Annotated in this window: 16 protein-coding genes and 1 other annotated feature; of the genes, 1 reads left to right on the forward strand and 15 read right to left on the reverse strand. The window is 40.1% G+C overall.

All coding sequences use genetic code 11. The features are described from left to right. Positions 1-101: 101 nt before the first annotated feature. A complete protein-coding gene (locus ACIQ7N_RS10585; protein WP_402931854.1) occupies positions 102-296 on the forward strand; it encodes a hypothetical protein in 195 nt (64 codons plus the stop codon). Between the two features lie 240 nt (positions 297-536). Here ACIQ7N_RS10585 and pyrE read toward each other — a convergent pair whose 3' ends face one another. From pyrE to ACIQ7N_RS10660, 15 genes are all read right to left on the reverse strand, one after another. Then, entirely contained in the window at positions 537-1,166 is a 630-nt protein-coding gene (gene pyrE / locus ACIQ7N_RS10590) for an orotate phosphoribosyltransferase (protein ID WP_132357503.1), read from the reverse strand. Positions 1,167-1,168: 2 nt separating this feature from the next. Continuing rightward, positions 1,169-1,873: an orotidine-5'-phosphate decarboxylase gene (pyrF, locus tag ACIQ7N_RS10595; protein ID WP_402931857.1), complete on the reverse strand. Its 705-nt coding sequence runs from the start codon at positions 1,871-1,873 to the stop codon at positions 1,169-1,171. Then, positions 1,873-2,784, reverse strand: a complete 912-nt coding sequence (locus tag ACIQ7N_RS10600; protein ID WP_132357506.1) for a dihydroorotate dehydrogenase — start codon at positions 2,782-2,784, stop codon at positions 1,873-1,875. Before ACIQ7N_RS10600 ends, pyrF begins: the two co-directional genes overlap by 1 nt. Continuing rightward, entirely contained in the window at positions 2,781-3,554 is a 774-nt protein-coding gene (locus tag ACIQ7N_RS10605) for a dihydroorotate dehydrogenase electron transfer subunit (protein ID WP_402931859.1), read from the reverse strand. The genes ACIQ7N_RS10600 and ACIQ7N_RS10605 overlap by 4 nt, the downstream gene beginning before the upstream one ends. A gap of 1 nt (position 3,555) precedes the next feature. After that, complete coding sequence (carB, locus tag ACIQ7N_RS10610) at positions 3,556-6,753, reverse strand: carbamoyl-phosphate synthase large subunit (RefSeq protein WP_402931861.1); 3,198 nt, start codon at positions 6,751-6,753, stop codon at positions 3,556-3,558. Further along, positions 6,746-7,846 (reverse strand): carbamoyl phosphate synthase small subunit, encoded by a 1,101-nt coding sequence (locus tag ACIQ7N_RS10615; RefSeq protein WP_402931863.1) that lies wholly within the window; start codon positions 7,844-7,846, stop codon positions 6,746-6,748. The genes carB and ACIQ7N_RS10615 overlap by 8 nt, the downstream gene beginning before the upstream one ends. Next, a complete protein-coding gene (locus ACIQ7N_RS10620) occupies positions 7,846-9,123 on the reverse strand; it encodes a dihydroorotase (RefSeq protein ID WP_248718114.1) in 1,278 nt (425 codons plus the stop codon). The genes ACIQ7N_RS10615 and ACIQ7N_RS10620 overlap by 1 nt, the downstream gene beginning before the upstream one ends. 1 nt (position 9,124) lies before the next feature. Continuing rightward, complete coding sequence (locus ACIQ7N_RS10625) at positions 9,125-10,003, reverse strand: aspartate carbamoyltransferase catalytic subunit (RefSeq protein ID WP_132357892.1); 879 nt, start codon at positions 10,001-10,003, stop codon at positions 9,125-9,127. A 375-nt stretch (positions 10,004-10,378) separates the two neighbouring features. Continuing rightward, the gene (locus ACIQ7N_RS10630; protein ID WP_132357516.1) at positions 10,379-11,689 is read right to left on the reverse strand and encodes a solute carrier family 23 protein; all 1,311 of its coding nucleotides are present in this window, start codon (positions 11,687-11,689) and stop codon (positions 10,379-10,381) included. Positions 11,690-11,709: 20 nt separating this feature from the next. Further along, positions 11,710-12,252 carry a bifunctional pyr operon transcriptional regulator/uracil phosphoribosyltransferase PyrR gene (gene pyrR / locus ACIQ7N_RS10635; protein WP_132357518.1) on the reverse strand — a complete coding sequence of 181 codons (543 nt, stop codon included), beginning with the start codon at positions 12,250-12,252 and terminating at the stop codon, positions 11,710-11,712. Between the two features lie 239 nt (positions 12,253-12,491). Continuing rightward, positions 12,492-13,403, reverse strand: a complete 912-nt coding sequence (locus ACIQ7N_RS10640; protein WP_402931866.1) for an RluA family pseudouridine synthase — start codon at positions 13,401-13,403, stop codon at positions 12,492-12,494. Continuing rightward, positions 13,400-13,879, reverse strand: coding sequence for a signal peptidase II (gene lspA, locus ACIQ7N_RS10645; RefSeq protein WP_142507535.1), 480 nt, complete (start codon positions 13,877-13,879; stop codon positions 13,400-13,402). The genes ACIQ7N_RS10640 and lspA overlap by 4 nt, the downstream gene beginning before the upstream one ends. A gap of 611 nt (positions 13,880-14,490) precedes the next feature. Then, complete coding sequence (gene ileS, locus ACIQ7N_RS10650) at positions 14,491-17,259, reverse strand: isoleucine--tRNA ligase (protein ID WP_402931868.1); 2,769 nt, start codon at positions 17,257-17,259, stop codon at positions 14,491-14,493. A 247-nt stretch (positions 17,260-17,506) separates the two neighbouring features. Beyond that, positions 17,507-17,729: a binding site (T-box leader), on the reverse strand. A 90-nt stretch (positions 17,730-17,819) separates the two neighbouring features. Continuing rightward, a complete protein-coding gene (locus ACIQ7N_RS10655) occupies positions 17,820-18,344 on the reverse strand; it encodes a DivIVA domain-containing protein (RefSeq protein WP_132357526.1) in 525 nt (174 codons plus the stop codon). 95 nt (positions 18,345-18,439) lie between these two features. Next, the gene (locus ACIQ7N_RS10660; RefSeq protein WP_402931870.1) at positions 18,440-19,228 is read right to left on the reverse strand and encodes a YlmH family RNA-binding protein; all 789 of its coding nucleotides are present in this window, start codon (positions 19,226-19,228) and stop codon (positions 18,440-18,442) included. Positions 19,229-19,280: the final 52 nt, after the last annotated feature.

Raw genomic sequence — 19,280 nt, forward strand, 5'->3', positions numbered from 1 at the left:
AAGCCCAATTCATTTATCAATCAGACGTTTAGATAAAAATCAGGGTTGAAAACTTTGTATAATATTTTTACACAATATTAAGGACTTGACTGATTTTCTCGATGTTATCAGCGATTCTTGGCATTTTATCAGCGGTTTTCGGCATTTTATCAGCGATTTTCTCAATGTTATCAGCGATTCTCGGCATTTTATCAGCGATTTTCTCAATGTTATCAGCGATTCTCGGCATTTTATCAGCGATACGGAAACCACCCCCTCGTTTTGCCGAAGAGCCCTGCTTTATTAGTTTGACATAATAGAACAACATGAAAGGGTGGTATGAAAAAATTCATACCACCCTTTTTTATATCAATTATCCCTCGGCATAATTGCGTCGGGAATCGGCTTTGTGCTTAGGCCTGCAAGAGGGCCGACATGAGGTCGATCATTTCGGTAATGCCACAAGCCGTGGCCTTTGACCGATGCAGGTCACTTAGCCGTTATCGCATGGATGGCTAACATCCTATAAGAATGCCTTTCCGACTCCGTGACACCCGTTAAAGCTCTCCTGCTTTTAATTTTCCATGCCAATCTTTTAAGAATGGAATATCTTCTTCTTTAATAGCGCCTGATTCATTAGCTGCTTCAATTAAATAATCAAAATTTGTTAGAGATACATATTTTATGCCTGCCTCTTCAAATGCTTGTTCAGCACGTGGAAGGTTGTATGTGTAGACGCAAACAACGCCTAGTACTTCACAGCCTGCTGCACGTAAGGCTTCCACAGCTGTAATGGATGAGCCGCCTGTAGAAACGATGTCCTCTACTACTACGACTTTTTGACCTGCTGCGTATTTTCCTTCGATTTGGTTACCACGGCCATGCTCTTTTGCTTTAGAGCGTACATAAACCATTGGTAATTCTAAAATATCACTTACCCAAGCTGCATGTGGAATGCCCGCTGTTGCTGTACCTGCTACGATTTCTGTTGCGCCAAAGTTTTCTTTAATAAGAGATGCTAGACCGTTTGCTAATTGCTTACGAATTACAGGGTCAGAAATTGTCAGACGTGTATCACAGTAGATTGGGGATTTAATGCCTGATGCCCATGTAAATAGTTCTGTTGGATTTAATTCTACTGCACCTACTTTTAACATAGCGTGTGCGATTTCATTTTGTAATGTCATAGTTATGCCTCCCATAATTCACTTACGATTTTATATGCTGCTACTGGATCTTGTGCACCTGTAACGGCACGTCCAATGACGATTAATGAAGAACCGTCACGCTTTGCGCCATCTGGTGTTGCAATGCGCTTTTGGTCGTGTGCATCGCCACCTGCTAATCGGATACCCGGTGTCACACGTAAGAAATCTTCACCGCACACTTCAGCAATAGCTCTTGCCTCATGTACGGAGCAGACAACACCATTTAAACCAGCTTGTTTCGTTAAGCTTGCATAATGTAATACAGACTCCTGTAAAGATAAAGCAATTTTTTGCTCTGCCTGCATTTGCTCTTCTGTTGTAGACGTCAGCTGTGTTACGGCAATTAATGCCGCACGTTCACGTCCTGAAGGGGTACCCGCTTCAAGACCCTCAAGTGCTGCCTCCATCATCGGACGTCCGCCAGCCGCATGAACGTTGACTAAATCTACCCCTAATTTTGCTAAACCTTTCATAGCAGAGCCCACTGTATTAGGAATATCGTGTAATTTTAAATCTAGAAAAATATCATGACCTAGATCTTTTACTTTTCGTACAATATCTGGCCCTTCCTGCATATATAATTCCATACCAATTTTCACAAAAAGAGGCTCGTTAAAGTGCTTTAGAAAGTTAAATACTTCTGCTTCCCCAGGAAAATCAAGTGCAAGTATTGGTTTTGTATTCATTAACGATGGCTCCTTCCGATAATTTCTGAAATATGCTCCACTCCTAATTGATCGAGCTTTGCTGGTAGTTCATCAATAATAGTTGGACAAACGAAGTGATCGACAAAGTTCGCTGTTCCAACAGCAACTGCAGATGCGCCAGCCGACATAAAGTCAATAACATCCTGTGCTTCTGTCACGCCACCCATCCCAATTATCGGAATATTGACAGCCTTATACACTTCATAGACCATACGAATCGCTACTGGCTTTACGGCAGGACCAGATAAGCCGCCTGTACCATTGGCAATCACGGGCTTACCTGTACGCTCGTCTAAACGCATACCAATTAGTGTATTAATCATTGTAATGCCATCTGCCCCACCCGCTTCAACAGCTTGTGCAATTTCTACGATATTCGTTACGTTTGGAGACAATTTCACGTATACTGGCACTTCAGAAACAGCTTTGACAGCTTTCACTAGCTCACGTGCAGTTGCAGGGTCTGTTCCAAATTGAATACCACCACATTTAACGTTCGGACAAGAAATATTAAGCTCTAATGCTTTCACATTTGGTGCTGTAGAAATGCGTTGCGCTACTTCTACGTAATCCGCTGTCTCTGTACCTGCGACATTTGCAATGATTGGCACATCATACGCTTCTAAAAACTTTAATTCTTCATTCATTACTTTTTCGATTCCAGGATTTTGTAAACCAATGGCATTCAACATCCCTGCTGCTGTTTCTGCTACGCGTGGGGTTGGATTGCCAGGACGTGTTTCCACAGTCGTAGCTTTAATCATAATAGCGCCAAGCTTGGATAAATCATAAAGCTGTGCATATTCACGTCCAAAGCCAAAGCAACCGGATGCCGGCATTATTGGATTTTTTAAATCTAAGCCTGGTAATTGAATGTTTAAACGACTCATAATGCCACCGTACCTTTCGGGAAAACTGGACCGTCAGAGCATACTTTGACATAGTCTTTTGCTACTTGATCTGTTGTTTTACATACACATGCAAAGCAAGCACCAATACCACAGCCCATACGCTCTTCAAATGATAAATAACCTTCTTTTTCTGGATAAAAGCCTTCAAGTGCTTTTAACATTGGTAGCGGACCGCAAGAATAAAAGACATCGAATTTAGGTGCTCGTGACTCTAAAACATTTGTCACAAAGCCCTTTGTTCCTTTAGAACCGTCAACCGTTACATAATGCGTTTCACCAAGGGCACTGAATTGTTCCTCATAGAAGCATACATCTTCCGATTGAAAGCCTAGCACATGAATTGTTTTAACACCACGTGCATTCAATTGCTTGGAAAGCTCATGTAATGGAGGTACGCCAATTCCCCCACCAACTAGGAGAGCTGTGCCTCCCTCTTTTACTGCCTCTACAGGGAATCCATTACCGATTGGACCAAGGACATTGACAAGTTGCCCTTCACGATTTGTCGCTAGCACTTTTGTTCCGCGACCTTCCGCACGATAAATCATTGTAAATTCGTTGTTGTCTTTATCTATATTTGCAATACTAATAGGTCGACGTAAAAGCGGCTCCATTGAATCTGACACCTTTACATGGACAAACTGGCCAGGTGTCATATCCTGAACCAGTTCTCCACGAAGTGTCAATTCGAAAATGCTTGTCGCAATTTGCTTTTGAGAGACGACCGTCATTTTCTCTTGACGAATCATATTAATGTACTACCTCCGCTTTTGGCATTTGTTCTGCTGTGAATGTCATTGATTCAATAACTCGAACCATCGCTTCCGCTGTGTCTAATGAAGTGAAGCAAGGTACGCCATTTTCTACAGACTCACGACGAATTCTGAAGCCATCACGTGCCGGCTGCTTGCCTTTTGTTAAAGTGTTGACAACAAGCTGTGCCTCACCGTTTTGAATTAAATCGATTAATGTTTCACCTTTTGCACCGATTTTGCCAACTATATCTGTGCGTACGCCCGCATCTTCAAACGCTTTAGCTGTACCTTCAGTTGCAACAATACGATAGCCTACTGTTGAGAAGCGTTTTGCAAGTGCAATTGCTTCTTCTTTATCTTTATCGGACACAGTGAACAATACTGTTCCTTCCGTACGAATCTCCATACCTGCTGCAACTAAGCCTTTGTAAAGTGCTTTTTCTAATGTTGCATCTTTCCCCATTACTTCACCTGTTGATTTCATTTCAGGCCCGAGTGTAATGTCTACACGACGTAATTTAGCGAATGAGAATACTGGCACTTTAACGAAGACACCTTTTTGCTCTGGCGCTAAGCCTGTCGGGTAACCTTGTTCTACGATTGATTTACCAAGAATCGCTTTCGTTGCAATATTTGCCATTGGAATGTTTGTAATTTTACTTAAGAACGGTACTGTACGAGATGAACGCGGGTTAACCTCGATGACAAATACTTCGCCCTGTGAAATTACATATTGAATGTTCATTAAGCCTACGATGCCAAGACCTTTTGCAAGGCGAGTTGTATAATCCACTAACGTATCTTTTTGTGCTTGCGTTAATTTTTGTGGCGGGTATACAGAGATAGAGTCACCAGAGTGAACCCCTGCGCGTTCGATATGCTCCATAATACCTGGGATTAAGACATTTTCACCGTCACAAATAGCATCTACTTCGATTTCTTGACCTGTTAAGTAGCGGTCTACTAATACTGGATGATCTGGAGATGCTTCTACTGCATTCTCCATATAATGTTTTAATTCCTCTTGGTTGTAGACGATTTCCATCGCACGACCACCTAGCACGTATGATGGACGAACTAGTACAGGGAAGCCTAGTCGTTCACTAATCGCAAGAGCTTCCTCCGTAGATACAGCTGTTTCACCTTGTGGCTGCGGAATGTCCAAGTCACGTAATGCTTGCTCGAATTTATCTCGGTTTTCTGCACGGTCGATATCTTCAAGCGTTGTACCTAGTATTTTCACCCCGTTGGCAGCTAATTTATCAGCTAGATTAATAGCTGTTTGACCACCGAATTGTACAACTACTCCAATTGGTTGCTCAAGGTCGATAATATGCATAACGTCTTCGATTGTTAATGGCTCAAAATATAATTTATCTGAAACCGAGAAGTCAGTAGATACTGTTTCTGGATTCGAGTTAATAATAATTGCTTCGTAGCCCGCTTCTTGAATTGCCCATACTGAATGTACTGTTGCGTAATCGAATTCAACCCCTTGACCAATGCGGATTGGACCGGAACCAAGTACAACAACTGACGGCTTATCTGATTTAATCGATTCGTTCTCATCTTCATATGTGCCATAGAAGTATGGTGTTTCAGATTCAAACTCAGCTGCACATGTATCAACCATTTTATAGACAGGAATAATGCCATTTTCTTTACGATATGCATATATTTCTTCTGGTGTTGTTGCCCAAAGCTCGGCAATTTTCTTATCTGCAAAGCCTAGACGTTTTGCTGTACGTAATATTTCTTTATCGTTTTTATGGTCAGCAAGTGTTTGCTCCATATCTACGATGTTTTTGAATTTATTTAAGAAGAATAAGTCGATAGCAGACCATTCATGGATTTGCTCAATAGTTACACCGCGGCGCAGTGCTTCACCGATGAAGAATAAACGCTCGTCACCTGCTTTGCGGATACGTTTTTCGATCCAAGAATCTGTGTTTTCTTCTGCATGTTTCAGCTCTAAGTGAACTTGACCTGTTTCAAGTGAGCGCACTGCTTTGAGCATAGCTTCCTCAAATGTACGACCAAGTGCCATTACTTCACCAGTCGCTTTCATTTGTGTACCTAGATTACGTTTTGCTGATTCGAATTTATCGAAAGGCCAGCGTGGAATTTTCGCCACGATGTAGTCTAGAGCCGGTTCGAAGCAAGCATACGTAGAACCTGTTACAGGGTTTTTGACTTCATCTAATGTTAAACCAACTGCGATTTTTGCTGCTAGCTTAGCAATTGGATAGCCTGTTGCTTTTGATGCTAACGCTGATGAGCGCGATACACGAGGGTTTACTTCGATCACATAATAATTGAAGCTATATGGATCAAGCGCTAACTGGACGTTACAGCCACCTTCAATTTTTAAGGCACGGATAATATCTAATGAAATATTACGTAGCATTTGGTTTTCTCGATCTGAGAGTGTTTGTGTAGGTGCCACTACGATAGAGTCACCTGTATGAATACCCACTGGGTCAACGTTTTCCATGTTACATACAACGATAGCATTGTCGGCAGCATCACGCATTACTTCATATTCGATTTCTTTATAACCAGCGATTGATTTTTCTAGTAAGCATTGTGTTACTGGAGAATATTTTAGACCAGATGTCACAATTTCCTCTAGATCTTGATCGTTGTAGCAAATACCGCCGCCTGTTCCACCAAGTGTGAAGGCAGGACGAACGATTACTGGGTAGCCAATTTTCGCTACAAAGTTTTTCGCCTCGTCTAAGTTATGAATAATATCTGATTCAGGAACCGGAGCACCTAGCTCATACATTAAATTACGGAATAAATCGCGGTCTTCCGCTTTATGGATTGCTTCTAATTTTGTTCCAAGAATTTCAATACCAAGCTCATCTAAAATTCCTGATTTATCCAATTCAATAGCCATGTTTAAACCTGTTTGACCACCAAGTGTTGGTAGGATTGCATCTGGACGCTCTTTACGTAAAATACGTGATACAAACTCTAGTGAAATTGGCTCAATATATACTTTGTCGGCAATTTCTGTATCTGTCATTATTGTTGCAGGGTTTGAGTTTATTAAGATAACACGATAGCCTTCTTCTTTTAAAGAAAGACAAGCTTGTGTTCCTGCGTAGTCAAATTCTGCTGCTTGTCCGATCACGATTGGACCTGATCCAATTACTAAAATAGTTTCAATATCTGTACGTTTAGGCATGTTGTTTCCCCTTCCCTGCTTCTACTTCCATCATTTCGATAAATTCATCAAATAGGTGATTTGAATCTTCTGGACCTGGTGATGCTTCTGGGTGATATTGCACCGTGAAGATTGGATATTTCTTGTGACGTACACCCTCACAAGTACCATCATTTAATGCGATATGCGTTATTTCTAAATCTGTATCTTTTAACGACTCGATGTCGATCGCATAACCATGGTTTTGAGATGTCAAGTCTGTGCGACCAGTGCGTAAATCTTTTACCGGATGGTTACCGCCTCGGTGACCGAATGGTAATTTAAAGCTTTGTGCACCACATGCTAGCGAGAAGATTTGGTGACCTAAGCAAATACCGAACATTGGCACTTTTCCGATTAAATCTCGTACAGTTTCAATGCCTTCTACTACGTCCTCAGGGTTACCTGGACCGTTTGACAGCATAATGCCATCTGGATGCCATGCTAAAATTTCTTCTGCCGATGTATTGTAAGGTACAACGAGCACATCGCAATCACGTTTGTTTAACTCACGAAGAATACCGTGCTTCATACCGTAATCAATTAATACTACTCGTTTGCCACGACCTGGTGATGGGTAGGCTGCTTTCGGTGATACTTCACGAACATGATGTGTAATCGCTGGTGTTGCCTGTAATTTTGCTACGACCTCATCCACATTCACTTCTTCATCAGCCGCTGTTAAAATAGCTTTTACTGAACCTTTACTGCGAATAATGCGTGTTAATTTTCGTGTATCGATTCCTTCAATCCCCGGAATATCCTTTGCAGTTAAATACTCATCTACCGTTAAATCACAACGGAAGTTTGAAGGTGTTTTTGCTAATTCACGGACTACAAATCCACGAATAGCTGGTGAGATTGATTCAAAATCATCACGGTTAATACCGTAATTCCCGATTAAAGGGTAAGTTAACGTTACGATTTGTCCGTAGAATGAAGGATCTGAAATTGTTTCCTGATAACCTGTCATCCCTGTTGTGAATACAACCTCACCTTGCGAAGCTCGCTCACTACCGAATGCTGTACCTGTAAATACTGTGCCATCTTCTAAAATAAGTAAACGTTTTTTCATTACTCTACCTCCTGGTATACGATATTGCCTTCAAAAATTGTTAGGACCGGCCACCCTTTTGCAACCCAACCATTGAATGGTGTATTGCGCCCTTTTGATACAAAGCCCTCTGCATCAATTGTTTGCTCTTTATTTAAATCAATTAAAATCATATCAGCCGCAGCACCAACTTCTAATGTGCCATATGGTAAATCAAAAATTTGAGCTGCCTTAACAGTCATCCAGTCAATCAACTGTTTTAACGACCATTTTCCCGTTTCTACAAACTGTGTGTAAAGCAGTGGGAACGCTGTTTCGAAGCCTACAATGCCAAATGGAGCACCAACCATACCACAGCATTTTTCTTCTACTGTATGTGGAGCATGGTCTGTAGCGATACAATCGATTGTGCCGTCTAGCATAGCTGCGTGAAGTGAGTCTTTATCATCTGCTCCACGTAATGGAGGATTCATTTTCCAGTTCGCATCATCTGATGGGATATCCATTTCTTCAAGTAATAAATGATGTGGGCAAACTTCTGCAGTGACACGAATACCCGCTGCCTTCGCGTCACGTACTGCACGTACAGATTCCTTCGTAGATACGTGACATACGTGGTAGCGTGCTCCAGCTGCTTCTGCCAGTAGAACATCTCGTGCAATTTGAACAGATTCACAAATCGATGGAATTCCTGGTAAACCAAGCTCTTGATTACGCTTCCCTTCATGCATCACTCCGTCGTAAATTAATGAGTTATCTTCGCAGTGTGCGACAACTACCATATCGTGCTGTGCGGCATCTTTCATTTGCTCATACATTGTGGATGCAAGCTGAATCCCAACACCATCGTCTGAAAATGCGACAGCCCCATGTGCTTTTAATTCTTCAATACTTGTACGAACCTCACCTGAGATATCTTTTGTTAAGGAGCCATATGGAAGTACTCGAATAACTGCACTTTCTTTAATAAGACCGTTAATCAGCTGCATATTTTCTACTGAATCTGGCACTGGTTTTGTATTTGGCATCGCGCAAATTGTTGTGAAGCCGCCTTTTGCTGCTGATGCTGACCCTGTAGCAATTGTTTCTTTATGTTCAAAGCCCGGTTCACGTAAATGTGTGTGAACATCGACAAAGCCTGGTGCAACAACTAAACCATTTCCTTCGATTATTTCTGCGCCTACTACATTGACGTTTTGACCTATTGCCGTAATTTTGCCATCCGCCATAGCGATATTTACTGTTTGCAACTCGCCTTGTTCATTTAGCATTTGTACATTTTGAAGAACCTTTGTCATGTTACTCTCTCCCCTTTAATATTGTTTCAACAATAGCCATCCGTGTATAGACACCGTTACGAACCTGCTCGAAAATTCTAGATCGCTCGCATTCTACTAGCTCTGACGCAATTTCTACATCACGATTGACCGGTGCTGGATGCATAATAATTGCCTTTTCTTTCATTTGTTTCTCACGTTCAATTGTTAAACCGTACTCTTGATGATAGCTCTCTTTTGAGAAGCTTTTATTTACCTTATGGCGTTCATGCTGTACACGAAGTAACATAATGACATCGCTTATTTCGATTAAATCATCCCAAGAATGATGTGCTTCAAAACTGCCTTGCCACTCTTCTGGACAAAGGAAATGAACATTTGCCCCTAAGCGCTGTAACGCTAATGCATTCGATTTCGCTACACGACTATGGCATATATCTCCAGCAATTGTCACATTCAACCCTTCAAAAGAACCAAACTCTTTTTTGATTGTATAAAGATCTAATAATGATTGAGACGGATGCTGACCAGTGCCGTCACCTCCATTAATGATCGATACATTGATATCTTCAAGTAGTTCATTGTAATACGCATCTTCCTTTGCGCGAATGACTACTGCATCCATGCCAATCATTTCTAGCGTCTTTACCGTATCGTACAATGTCTCCCCTTTAGAGACGCTCGAAAAGCTTCCATCAAACGGGATAACGATGCAACCAACTTTGCGCTCTGCCATTTCAAAGCTTGTTTTCGTACGTGTACTTGGTTCAAAAAATAAATTTGCGACATTGTGTGGGCGAGATAATGATGATGCTTCACCATTCTCAAAAGCTTGCGCACGATCTAGAATGTGGTTAATTTCTTCAATTGTTAAATGTTCCATCGATAATAAGTTTTTCATCATGTACCTCCACTTGGTTGTGTTTCATGAACGTTATGTATAACTAACGTTTTATAAAATCAATTTCGCCTTGGCGTAATTGCGTCCGGATTTTGAATTGTGCTCAAGCCTGCACGATGTAGATCAGTTAGCCGTTTTCGCAGGAAGCGAGGGCTTTAGGCGAACATCCTTTATTCATTCCTTTCAAAAATCTGCGACAGCCGCCGGAGGATCTTCATTCATCTCACCTTCAGGGGTGAGATAATAAAAGCCTCGTTGATGTCATCAACGAGGCATAAGGAGGCGTGACAAACTACAGCAGGATACACTCCTACTACTAGCTTATCTACAACTTCCCTTTTTTTGCCTCTCTGGACAATTCATTAAAAGGTACTTCTATGAATTTTTATTTTGATTGTACGGTACTGGTATTTCCGCTTCTTTTTTACCTGGTAGGATAGCATTTAAAACAACCCCGATAATCGCTGCCAATGCCATACCTTCGATACTTAGTGATTCCGAAATAACGAACTTCGCACCACCGATGCCAATGACTAAAATTACAGAGGCGATGACCAAGTTACGACTATTTCCAAAGTCGATATGATTATCCACTAACATTCGTAATCCACTTGCTGCAATGATACCGAAAAGCAAGATGGAAACCCCACCAAGTACAGCTGTTGGAATCGTTGCAATCACTGCCATTGCTTTCCCGAAGAATGATAGTAAAATAGCTACGACTGCCGCACCTGCGATGACATACACACTGTAAACACGTGTGATAGCAAGAACACCGATATTTTCACCGTAAGTTGTTTTCGGTGGACCACCGATTAATGCACTTATAAATGTTCCAACTCCATCACCTAAAAGTGAACGGTGTAAGCCTGGCTCTTTAATATAATCTCGATTAACCACTTTCCCTAATACTAATTGGTGACCAATATGTTCTGAAATAGTTACGATAACGATTGGCACCATTGTTAGTAGTAGCTTCGTTGTGATTTCAAAGTTGTAGTGAACTCCTGGGATTAAAAAATCAGGCTTTGCAAAGAACTCTGCTTTGGCAATTGGTGAATAATCTACAATTCCGATCATCATTGAGTAAATATATCCCACGATTAAGCCAATTAAGATTGGCATTGTGCTTAAAATACCTCTAAAGAAAATCGTGAAAATAATAGCTGTAAATAATGTTACTAACGCTGCTGAGAAGTGTAAAAAGCTATATTTATCATCTACATTCATCGCCATATTTACCGCTGTCCCTGATAGTCCAAGACCAATTACCATAATGACAGGTCCTACTACAATCGGCGGTAAAATTTTCATAATCCATTTGTAGCCGCTTTTCCAGATGATTAGGGATACGATACCATATGTAATCCCGACTGCCATCGCACCAATCATCGCATGACCTGGATTTACACTTGAACCATCTTTATTTAAACCCCCTGCGGCAAGTAGAATTGGGGCGATAAAAGCAAAGGATGAACCTAAATAGGCTGGCACTTGAAATTTCGTAATTAATAAGAAGAACAGTGTAGCAATTCCACTTGTTAAAAGGGCAATCGCAGGACTCAGACCAACCAACTGAGGAACTAAGATCGTTGACCCAAACATGGCAAACATGTGCTGGAAACTTAATGTCACTAGTTGGACTGGGGTCGGTTTATCTTTAATATCTAATACTGCATTTGACATAAGGTTTCCTCACTTTATAGTTAGTCTTCTTTAAAAATAATGACGCAATCTTCTCCGTCTACCTCTTGTAAATTTACGATAATACGCTCAGCGCCAGATGTTGGTACATTTTTGCCAACATAATCAGCTCTTATTGGTAGTTCTCTATGACCTCTATCGATCAGTACCGCAAGTTGAATTTGTGAAGGTCGCCCTAAATCCATTACTGCATCAAGTGCTGCTCGTACTGTACGTCCTGTGTAAAGTACATCATCGACTAAAATAATTTTTTGATTAACGACCACATCATCAATATCTACTTGTTCAACATGTGCCTGTTCATTATCATGCTTTGTCGTTAAATCATCTCGATAAAGGGTAATGTCTAACTCCCCTGTACGGATCGGTTTACCTTCAATTTTTTCAATTCGTTCTGCAAGACGTCTTGCAAGAAAGGCACCTCGTGTTTTAATACCAACTAAAATACATTCATCGATTCCTTTATTACGTTCAATAATTTCGTGTGCAATGCGCGTTAACGCTCTTGCCATAGATGGGCCATCTAATAGCTCATTTTGTGCCATGTAGTTTCCTCCTCTCTTTTATTTATTGTTGGCCATGTGTCCATAAAAAAACCTCTCAAGGCGAATGGCCTGAGAGGGTTATATACGTGTTTAAATAGTATGTTGAAAAATTTGCAGCACAAATTTTTTACAACACATTCACATGTACCTTCTCAGCCTCTCTGGACTGTCTTTAAAGGTGAATATTTAGTTAAGTTGTTCATTCACTTTCGTTAGTATAGACCTTCTTTTACTATACGTCAATGCCTATTTCTTAAATCATTTAATAATTGTTCATAATCAGCAGGAATTGGTGCTTCAAACTGCAAATATTCACCTGATGTAGGATGATCGAAGCCTAATACACCCGCGTGTAATACTTGTCCACCAAAGTCGATTGTCTTTTTCGGTCCATATTTTGGGTCACCAACAAGTGGGAATCCAATATAATTCATATGCACACGAATCTGATGAGTTCGTCCCGTTTCTAAGCGACATTCTACAAGCGTGTATTCACCAAAGCGTTCGATAACTTGGAAGTGAGTTACCGCATGCTTCCCTTTATCGACAACTGCTTGTTTTTGACGATCTTTTTGATCGCGACCAATCGGTGCATCAATTGTGCCTTTGTCATGTGCAATGTGCCCGTGAACTAGCGCAGTATATTTACGTGTCACTGTTTTATTGACTAGCTGATTCACTAACGATTCATGAGCTGCATCATTTTTAGCAACCATTAATAATCCTGATGTATCCTTATCGATACGGTGAACAATTCCTGGTCGCATAACTCCATTAATGCCCGATAAATCCTTGCAATGATACATTAAGCCGTTTACAAGCGTACCCGTCATATGTCCAGGTGCTGGATGGACAACCATACCTTTTGGTTTATTCACAACAAGGACATCTGCATCTTCATAAACAATATCAAGGTCTAAGTTTTCAGCAATCACATCTAATGGCTCTGCTTCGGGTACATCAATCTCTATAATATCCCCTACTTTTACCTTATACTTCGCCTTAACAGTCTCTCCATTTACTTTGACAATACCCTCAGTAATCCAATTCCCGATTTGTGTACGCGACCACTCTGATTGCACACCCGAAAGCGCCTTATCAATGCGCTCTCCCTGTTGTTGTTCTTCCATTGTATATGATACTTGCATCATTCTTTCACCTGTTTCTTTCCTTTTTTATCTTCAACGATTAAGCCTATCATTAATATCACTACCGCCATTGTTAAAGCAGCATCTGCAATATTGAAAATTGGGAAATCATAATTAATTACTGGTATTAAGACATTTACAAAATCGACCACTTCACCTCTAAAAATACGGTCAATAAAATTACCTACAGCCCCACCTAATAAAAACATTAAGCCTACTTGAAAAATAGGTTTACCTTTAGCCTCTTTATGATAAAAGTACAGGATCGCACAAATAACGCCTATCGTGACAATGCTAAATAACCACATTTGTCCTTCTAACATTCCCCATGCCGCTCCTCTATTTCGATGAGACAATATCCCAAACCACGGATCCCATACTGAAATTCGTTCACCAAACTCCATATTTTTCACAATTAGCCATTTTGTCCACTGATCTAAAATAACTACAAATGCGGCCAATCCATAATATTTATACACAGACACTCCTCCGTTCGCTCAACATCTAACCTATTCTACCATAACAGCCCATCTCAGAATAACTAATATAGCATGAAAATATAGATCAATACCATTGTGTGAAGGGATTTTCGTTCCTACTCGGCGCTCCCTGCTGATGTTTGGTGTGCTGTCTATCGCTTTGACTACTCTATCCACGACTTTGGTGGTTCTATCCACGATTTTGGTGGTTCTATCCACGACTTTGGCTGTTCTATCCATCGTTTCGGCTCTTCTTTTCGTCGCTCTCGGCTCTTCTTTTCGTCGCTTTGGCTACTCTATCCACGATCTTGGTGGTTCTATCCACGACTTTGGCTTCTCTATCCATCGTTTCGACTCTTCTTTCCGTTGCTCTGGTTTTCATCCGTCGCTTTGGCTACTCTATCCACGACTTTGGTGGTTCTATCCACGATTTTGACCATTCTATCCACGATTTTGGCTGCTCTATCCGTCGCTTCTTCTGTTCTTTCCGTCCCTTTGATTTTCATCCGTCGCTCTCGGCCTTCAAAAAAACGCAAGCCCCTATTACCAAGGAGACTTGCGTTATTCATTACCTAGAAATTTTTATTTTAGTTTGCATTACTATTGTTATTTTAAACGTAATACTTTTCTACAACTTCTGCACAACGCGCACACACTGTTGGTTGTGCTTCGTTTGAACCGACTGTTTCAGAAATAGACCAGCAACGCTCACATTTTTCACCTGTTGCTTTTTCTACAACAATCGATGCATGCTCTAGAGCTAATGCATCTGCAGGTGCGGCTTCAATTGACGCTACTTCAAAAGCAGAAACGATTGAAAGCTGTGCAAAATCAATGCTTGCATCATTTAATAATGCTGCCACATCTTCTTTCGCATAAACTGTCACTTTTGCTTCAAGTGATTTACCAATTGTTTTTGCATTACGAGCTTCCTCTAATGCTTTTAAAATATCGTCACGAACATCAATAATTTTCACCCATTTTGCACGTAGACTTTCGAAGTTTGCATGTTCATCTACCTCTGGGAAGTCTGTTAATTGTACAGATACCTCTTCTACAACACCTTGAGCATGTAAGTAAGACCACATCTCGTCACTTGTATGAGGAATAATAGGTGACATTACTTTTACTAATGTCATTAATGTATCATAAATAACTGTTTGCATCGCACGGCGATCTTTGTTGTCATGGCCTTCGATGTACACTACATCTTTTGCAATATCTAAATAGAATGAAGATAGTTCTACTGCAACAAAGTTATTCACTGCATGATAAACAGCTGCGAAATCATAGCGATCATATGCAGCACGTACAGTTTTTAATACATCCTGTAGACGCATATAAACATACTGATCCATTTCACGAAGATCCTCATATGCTACTCGATCTTTCGTTGCATCGAAATCAGCTATATTTCCGTGTAAGAAACGGAATGTGTTACGGATTTTTCGATAAACCTCAGATACTTGCTTCAACATATCCATTGAGATACGAACGTCGGCTGTATAATCTACAGAAGCAACCCATAAACGAAGAATATCTGCTCCATATTGATCCATAACTTTTTTCGGGATAATTACATTCCCTAACGATTTACTCATCTTACGACCTTCACCATCTAGCACGAAACCATGAGTTAATAGTCCCTTATATGGTGCATAGCCATTAATAGCTACAGAAGTAATTAATGATGAGTTAAACCATCCACGGTGTTGGTCAGAGCCCTCTAAATAAAGATCAGCTGGATATTTCATACCACGTTCTACTAATACACCTTGGTGAGAAGAACCTGAGTCAAACCAAACGTCCATAATATCGTTTTCTTTTGTAAATTCACCGTTCGGGCTACCTGCATGCGTGAAGCCTTCCGGTAATAATTCTTTAGCTGTTTTTTGGAACCAAATATTTGACCCATGCTCACGGAATAATGCAGAGATATGGGCAATTGTTTCTGGTGTAATAATTGGTTCGCCATTTTCAGCATAGAAAATTGGAATTGGCACACCCCAGGCACGTTGACGTGAAATTACCCAGTCTCCACGGTCACGAATCATATTATAAAGACGAGTTTCACCCCAAGCAGGTGTAAATGTTGTTGATTTTACAGCGTCTAGTAACTCATCACGGAATGCATCAACTGACGCAAACCATTGTGGTGTTGCACGATAAATAACTGGTTTTTTTGTACGCCAGTCATGTGGATAAGAGTGTGTAAAGAAGCTAAGCTTTTCTAATGCACCGACTTCTTTTAATTTTTCTGTAATTAATTTGTTAGCATCATTGTAGAATACACCTTCAAAACCAGGTGCTTCATCTGTGTAGCAGCCGCTATTATCAACAGGGCTAAGAATTGGTAGACCATATTGCTTACTAATATGATAGTCATCTTCCCCGTGTCCTGGTGCTGTATGAACACAGCCAGTACCCGCTTCAGCAGTTACGTGCTCTCCAACCATCACAAGAGATTCACGGTCGTAGAATGGATGCTGTGCAACAATTCGATCTAATGCTTCACCTTTAACTTCTTGAACAACTTCATACGATTCCCACTCAAGTTCGTTTGCAACTGTTGCTAATAATTCTTTTGCAATGATGAATTTTTTATCGGCAACTGCAACAACTACATAGATAAATTCAGGGTTTACAGAAATCCCCAAGTTTGCCGGAATTGTCCAAGGTGTTGTTGTCCAAATGATAATTTTAGCATCTGCTGGGACAACCTCTTTAGCATCTTTAATCGCAAAGCTTACATAAATCGAAGGCGATTTAATATCTTTATATTCGATCTCTGCTTCTGCAAGTGCAGATTCAGATGATGGAGACCAGTAAACTGGTTTTAACCCTTTATAAATATAGCCTTTTTCAGCCATTTTTCCGAAAACTTCAATTTGACGAGCTTCAAATTCAGGCTTTAATGTAATATATGGATTTTCCCAATCACCACGAACACCTAAACGGCGGAATTGTGTACGTTGGTTGTCGATTTGCTCGTAAGCATACTCTTCACATAATTTACGGAATTCAGCAACAGACATTTCTTTGCGCTTTACACCTTTGTTCGTAAGTGCTTGCTCAATTGGTAAACCATGAGTATCCCAGCCTGGAATATAGTTTACATGGTAGCCAGTCATCGAGCGATGACGTGTAATCATATCTTTCAGCACTTTGTTTAATGCATGGCCAATATGGATATCACCATTTGCATATGGAGGCCCATCATGTAATACATACTCAGGGTAACCTTTAGTACGCTCCATCTGTAATTTATTAATGTCCATTTCATCCCATTTTTCTTGCATCTTCGGTTCATTTGCCGGTAAATTTCCACGCATTGGGAAATCTGTTTTTGGCATTAATAAAGTATCTTTGTACTCAACCATTTTTCAATTCCTCCTTTATGTTTACAAACAAAGAACATATGCACTTAGGCGTTCAATAAACGACAATTATTAGACTCATCACCATAACGCAGGGTTGATTTCACTTTCTAAGGGGTGTGCATAACTTATATTCACGGCAGTCGTTTTGAGAAAAGTTATTAGCAAAATCAATACTTTTCAATAACGAAAGTATAGGGCCAATGGAAGCCTTCCGCCATTTGAACATAAAAAAAGCCCCTCAATCCCTCAAAGGGACGAGAAGCTTATACTCGCGGTACCACCCTAATTGTAGCACAAAATCGTACTACCACTCTTCAAGCACGTTAACGTCGTGCATCACGAAATAACTTACTGCATTCAGTTATTTTAGCTCAGAAGTGATGTTCATTGTTAATTGCTTGTTCGGGCTCGCACTATCCCCAAATCGCTTAACTACGCCTAACAAATACTGTCTTCGTCTCTGCCTATTTTGCATATGTGTTCTAAATAATTACTATTACATTAGTATATGAAAATCATACTATCACGTCAAGTTTCACTTATTGCTACCTACTATAGGATTAAACTTGATCAGCTTCCTGTGCTTCTTCAACAGATGCTTGAATTTCAGTAAGGTCAATATCATATTGTAGCAAATGGTCCCAATCGTCTGCATTTAATAAATCCAGCTGTGCTTCTACAAGCATTTTAAAACGATTACGGAATACCTTTGATTGCTTTTTCAGCTCATCAATTTCAATTGTCACTTTTCTGGCCTTGGTTAAAGCCTCATTGATAATACGATCAGCATTTTTTTCTGCTTCCTTCACAATGAGTTTAGCCTCTTTTTGAGAATTTCTTCGTACTTCATCAGCTGCTTCTTGTGCAACAACAATTGATTTTTGTAACGTTTCCTCTAATGAGTTAAAATGTCTCGCTTGTTCTAAGGAAATTTCTAGTTGTCTGTCTACTTCCTTTTTTTCACGTAACAAAATTTCATAGTCTTTGATAATTTGATCTAAAAATTCATTTACTTCATCTTCAGCATAACCTCTGAAAGATTTAGTAAACTCCTTATTATGTATATCAATAGGTGATAATGGCATACGATCCTTCTCTCCTTTACATGTACATTCGTACTTTCTATTATACAATTGTTCCAACAACTTAGCAGTAAAAATTAATGGAATTCACTTGATTTTTAGCTTTTTTGGGTCAATCGACCGATTTGTAAACGAATTTTATCTTTTTTTGTACGACCTTCAGTCATCATAATTTTTATTCGACCGTTTCCACGTACAGATAAAATATCTCCTTCTTGTAATTCAAAAGCAACTGAATCTCGTTCAGTCCAATTGACACGTACCTTATTACCTGTAATTAATGCTTGTGCCTTTTGGCGAGAAATTTTTAAAATCGTTGAAATAATCACATCTAAACGCATAGAAGAAACAGTATGAGATTCTTCTAGCCACTCATCCTCGTTTTGTAGCAAAGGCTCCGTCTCTTTAATCGATTCTACATGTACCTTTACCTTGCCAATGCCTGTTAAATGTAAGCGTACATATTCAGCTACCTCAATCGCTACTACAAATTGTACAAGATGGTCATTGACACGAATATCACCGAATTTGCCACGATCCAACCCTAAAGATAACAAAGCTCCAAGGACATCTGGATGTCGTAATTGGACAAATTTCACAGGATATTGAATCGTAAATACTGTAAGCTGAAAATCTTCCTCCATAGGCTCATAATAAGTAGGATAAATTAGCATGCGTTGTCTTTCTGCTTCATCAAAGAGCCCAGCACTAGCTGTTTTTAATGTATCATACTGCCCAATTATCGATGCTACAATAAAGCGCTGTCTGGGATCTAGAAAATCAGTAAGCTTTGGAGCATATCGATCCTCTACCTCATGCTGCCAGCCCACAACTTGTTCAATGAAAGGCTGTTCATCTTTCCTAAAATGCTGTATTAAATGCTCCATATAACTTCACCTCTATTATCACTCTTTTATTTGTATCATTTCATTGGTATTT

This window comes from Lysinibacillus sp. NPDC095746, assembly GCF_044763535.1.
In the GTDB taxonomy this organism is placed as follows: domain Bacteria; phylum Bacillota; class Bacilli; order Bacillales_A; family Planococcaceae; genus Lysinibacillus.